Annotated in this window: 5 protein-coding genes and 1 pseudogene; all 6 read right to left on the bottom strand. The window is 56.5% G+C overall.

Features of this window, described 5'->3' with window-relative positions; translation table 11 throughout:
- On the bottom strand, positions 1-599 hold a 599-nt coding region (rpsG, locus tag MVO87_RS06525; RefSeq protein ID WP_297552628.1), incomplete at its 3' end, for a 30S ribosomal protein S7.
- 6 nt (positions 600-605) lie between these two features.
- Complete coding sequence (locus MVO87_RS06520) at positions 606-1,049, bottom strand: 30S ribosomal protein S12 (RefSeq protein ID WP_042688992.1); 444 nt, start codon at positions 1,047-1,049, stop codon at positions 606-608.
- A gap of 10 nt (positions 1,050-1,059) precedes the next feature.
- Entirely contained in the window at positions 1,060-1,497 is a 438-nt protein-coding gene (locus tag MVO87_RS06515) for a NusA-like transcription termination signal-binding factor (protein ID WP_297512424.1), read from the bottom strand.
- Positions 1,497-1,805 carry a 50S ribosomal protein L30e gene (locus tag MVO87_RS06510; protein ID WP_297512381.1) on the bottom strand — a complete coding sequence of 103 codons (309 nt, stop codon included), beginning with the start codon at positions 1,803-1,805 and terminating at the stop codon, positions 1,497-1,499. The genes MVO87_RS06515 and MVO87_RS06510 overlap by 1 nt, the downstream gene beginning before the upstream one ends.
- Positions 1,806-1,818: 13 nt before the next feature.
- Positions 1,819-2,994, bottom strand: a complete 1,176-nt coding sequence (gene rpoA2 / locus MVO87_RS06505; RefSeq protein WP_297512421.1) for a DNA-directed RNA polymerase subunit A'' — start codon at positions 2,992-2,994, stop codon at positions 1,819-1,821.
- A 5-nt stretch (positions 2,995-2,999) separates the two neighbouring features.
- A pseudogene (locus MVO87_RS06500) lies at positions 3,000-4,163 on the bottom strand (DNA-directed RNA polymerase subunit A'); the annotation flags it as partial.

The raw sequence follows: 4,163 nt of genomic DNA, 5'->3' as shown, positions 1-4,163 counted from the left end.
GCGAAGCTCTTCGGGTCCTTGTTGGCGGCGGCAATGATTTCCTCGGCGAGGGCCTGGGCGTAGGTGGTCTTGTTGCGGTAGCACTTTATGCTCGCACCGAGGGCGATGTTCTTCAAAGCGATGTCGAGCCTCCTGAGCGGGGAAACGTCGACGGCCATGTGGTAGCGGATTCCACCGAAGGCTATAGTGGTCGTGTCCTCCCTCGGGGCAGAGTTCTCAATGGCCCTTATGAGGACCTGAATCGGGTTCTGCTTGGTTCTGCGCTCGATAATCATGAAGGCCTCCTTGACGACCTCGTAGGCCTTCATCTTCTTGCTCATTATCGAGCGGTGCTCGCGCCTCATGAAGTGACCGCTGGCCTTGTAGTGGCTGGCACCGCTCCTCATAACCTTGTTGATGAGCCTCTCAACGATGTGAACGTTGGCCTTGCCGAAGGGCTTCTTGGCGTGCCTGCCGTGGCTGTGCGGGAGGATTCTCGCGTCAAGGTTTATGTAGGGCCTCAGCGAGGGGTCGTTGACGACGACGTCCTCAACGCTCCAGCGTCCCATGACCTTAAGCTCCTTTGGGATGAAAAAGCGCTCGTTGAGCGGCTTGGCCATTCTCCTTCACCTCCTCGGCTTCTCCTTCCTTCCCTTGACGAGCTCCTTCAGTGAGACCCTGTTGACCTTGACGACCTTGTAGCGGATTCCGGGGATATCACCCATCGAACCGCCCTTAGGACCGCCGATTCCCTCGATGATGACCTCGTCGTGCTCGTCTATGTGGTTTATAGCTCCGTCACCGGGGGTGAAGGCGGTGACGACCTTACCGTTCTTGATGAGCTGAACACGAACTGCCTTACGCATTCCCGAGTTAGGCTGCTTAGCCTCGACGGCTATCTTCTCAAGAACTATTCCCCTGGCCTGCGGAGCACCCTCGAGCGGGTCGCTCTTCTCCTTGAGCCTGAGGACTCTCCTCTTGTAGCGGATGTCGCTCCAGCGGAACTTCTTCCTCTTGAGCTTGAGCTTTCTACCGGCAAATTCACCATACGGAGCCTTCTTTCCGGGCATGAACATCACCTCAAATTATAATCACGTCGTGAATGCCGTGGTGTCTCTCCATCAACTCTTTCACGAGGTTTATGTTCTGGCCGCCCCTTCCGATTGCGCGAGGCTTGTCGCGCGGGCCGATGTCGAGGAGGGCGACCTTCTTACCATCCTTCTTCTCGGTGATATGAACCTTTTTAACCTTAACCCCGAGGCTCTTATAAATGTTCCTCAGGAACTCCTCTGGGTTCTCGGAGTGCTCTATGAGCTCGATGTCCTTGCCGAGCATGTTCTGAACGCGCTTGACGTTCGCGCCTTTCTTTCCAAGTGCCAATCCCATCTCACCCTTTTTAATGACGTAGATGAGCCTGTTCCTGTTGGTGTCGATGAAGCAGTCGAGCACTGTTGCTCCGGTCATGCTCTCGAAGAGCGCTATGTACTTTATCTGGTCGGTGTTGAGCTTGAGCGGCATCACTCCTTACCCCCGGCAAGGGCGAGTATCCTGCTCTCGCCCGGGTCAATTATCGCGAGGGCCGAGACGGTGTGGGGCCTTCCGAGAAGGGTTCCGAGCTCGACGCTGGTTCCCTCGAACTCGTAAACCGGGATTCCGCTGAGCTTGGCGTAGTAGTAGATGTCCTCCTTGATGTCCGGCCTCGCGTTCTTCGCGACTATAATCATCTTTGCCCCGCCGACCTTGGCGTAGTGGATGCTCTTCTTGGCTCCCATAACTATCTTACCCGTGTCCTGGGCCTTCCTAAGCTCAAAGGCGAAGTCAACCATTAACTACACCTCCCTACTCCCTTTTCGGTCTCAGGGGGAGATTCATTGCCAGCTTGACGATTCCCGTACCCACGGGAACGGGCTGGCCGATGAGGACGTTCTCAACGACACCGTTGAGCGGGTCTGTCTCTCCCCTCTCGGCGGCCTCGAACAGGTGCTGCGTTGTAATCTCGAAGGCCGCCCTCGCCAAGACGCTCGCCTTCTCCCCGACGACACCGTGCCTGCCTATCGGCAGGATGACGCCGTCGAGGGTCATTATGTCGGCGACGAGCATGATGTGCCTGACGTCAACCTCAAGACCCTGCTCGCGCATCGTGTTAACGATTTCCTCGATGATTGCATTCCTCGCGGCCTCAATGCCAAGCACTTCCGCAATCTCGTGGATGTTGTTGGTTCTCGTTCTCGTCGGGTCAACGCCCGGAACCTTGAGGACCTGCTTGAAGTTCGAACCCTCGGTGTATATCACGTACTCGTCGCCTTCCTTCCTTATGATGGTCTTTCCGACGCCCGAGAGACCCTTAAGGCGGTGCTTTTTAACCTTTTCGGCAAGCTTTCTCAGGTCTGAGAGCTTCGTTACCTTCTTGGGCCTCACTATGAGCGTGTATCCCTCAACCTCGAATTCGGCGCTCTTGAATGAGCTCTCAAGCTTCCTCTTGACCCTCTCCATGTCAAGGCCAGCCTTCTCAAGCCTCTCGGGGTCAATCTCGACGATGAACTCAAAGTTGAGGATGTCTATCGTCTCCTCCCTCGCGAGGTTCTCAAGGGTCGTTCCCTCGATGCGCCTCGCAACCTCGAGGGCCTTCTCGCGGTCATAGCGGTGCTTCTCGTCGAGATAGACGGTCATGATTGGCGTTGACGGGTTCTTTCTGGCATCAACAATCTCGATGATTCTAGGCAGACCGAGGGTGACGTTGATTTCGGCGACACCAGCGTAGTGGAAGGTGTTGAGGGTCATCTGGGTTGAGGGCTCGCCTATTGACTGCGCCGCGACGGTTCCTATCGCTTCCCCTGGCTCAACGAGAGCGTTCTGATACTCCTTGACTGTTTCCTCAATGATTGCCTCAACCTCGGCCTTCTTGAGGTCGTACTTCTCGTTGTACTTCACGAGCTTCTCGTAGAGCTCCTCCTTAACGCTCGCCGGAAGGTCGGCCTTCTCGACGAGGTTCTTTATGGTTCTCTCGGAGACCATGAGCATCACCCCTTGGCACGGGTCTTCAACAGGGTTCTGATTATAATCCTGTCAACGTCAACGGTCTTGCCTCCCCAGCTCTTCATCGGGTCAACACCGTCCTCTCCATAGCGGAACTGGACGATGATTCCGGTCGGGTCTCTCACCGTTCCGTCGTAGTCGACCTTGAGGTCCTGGAGGGCGTTGATTAACCTTCTCTGCATGTAACCGCTCTGGGCAGTCCTGACGGCCGTGTCGACCAGTCCCTCACGTCCACCCATAGCGTGGAAGAAGTACTCCTGCGGCGTGAGACCGCTCTTGTAGGAGTTGACGACGAATCCCCTGGCTCTAGCTCCAAGGTCTCCGGGCTTGAAGTGGGTGAGAACCCTTCCGCGGTAGCCACGGTAGAGGCGCTTTCCACGGATGGACTGCTGACCAAGCATCGCCGCCATCTGGGTGATGTTGAGTATCTTACCCCTCGCTCCTGTCTTGGCCATTATAACCGCGTGGTTGCTCATACCGAGGTAGCGCTCGGCAACCTTACCGGCGTTGTCACGCGCCTCCGCCAAGACGGCCATTATCTTGCTCTCAAGGGTCTCCTCAAGGGTCTTGCCCGGGAGCGGTTCAAGCTCACCGCGCTTGTAGGCTTCGATGAGCCTGTTAACCCTCTCCTCGGCGTCACGAATGATTTCCCTAATCCGGTCAAGGGCCTCCTGCGGGAGGTCTTCATCGTCTATAGCGGTGGTGAACCCCTTGTGGGTTATAACCCATATCGTCAGCTTGGTAACCTGGTCAAGGAACTGCCTGGCCCTCTCGACGCCGTACTCCCTCACTATGAGGTCGAGGAGCTTTCCGTCCTCCCTACCGTAGGCCTTTTTGTCTATCGCACCGCTGAGGAGCTTTCCGTTCTGGATGTAGACGAAGCCGTCGTACGCTAAAGCCCTGACCTCCTCAGGGTCGGGGACGAGCTTCTCCTCGATGAGCTTCTCAAGGGCCTCACAGCGCTCGGGCTCATCGCAGAGCTTGTTGCGGTACCAGATAGTGAGGTCGTCTGGGAGGAGGAGCGAGAATATCGTCTTTCCACTCCAGAGCTCGACGCCGTTCTCGACCTTGTCAGGTTCGGGAAGCTCCTCAACGTCAACGCCGGCGAACATGAGCATCTGCTCAACCTCTGAGCGGGTGAAGTAAGC

Origin of the sequence: Thermococcus sp. (assembly GCF_027063845.1) — an archaeon.
Taxonomy (GTDB): Archaea; Methanobacteriota_B; Thermococci; order Thermococcales; family Thermococcaceae; genus Thermococcus.
Note: the sequence above shows the minus strand (reverse complement) of the source record. Positions and strands in the feature narration are given on the sequence as shown.